Here is a 267-nt window from a genome sequence, read left to right on the forward strand (position 1 = left end):
GCACAGGGTGAGTCGAACACAGCCTCGTCCAAGTGGCTGCTCGAACACCTGCTGGAACAAGAGCACACAGATCGCGCCATGCGCTCGGTGAGCCACCAGATGAACATGGCCAAGCTGCCGATGCACCGCGATCTGGCCGGCTTCGACTTCAGCGCCTCCAGCGCCGACGCTCGCTTGATCAGCGAGCTGGCCAATCTGAGCTTTACCGACACCGCGCAGAACGTGGTGCTGATCGGTGGGCCAGGCACCGGTAAAACCCACCTGGCC

General features: G+C 62.9%; 1 protein-coding gene. It reads left to right on the forward strand.

Annotated features, from left to right (window positions below; translation table 11 throughout):
- A partial coding sequence (locus BST14_RS32075) for an ATP-binding protein (RefSeq protein ID WP_158085950.1) occupies nt 1-267 on the forward strand: 267 nt, incomplete at both ends.

It is taken from the genome of Mycobacterium arosiense ATCC BAA-1401 = DSM 45069, assembly GCF_002086125.1.
Lineage (GTDB): Bacteria > Actinomycetota > Actinomycetes > Mycobacteriales > Mycobacteriaceae > Mycobacterium > Mycobacterium arosiense.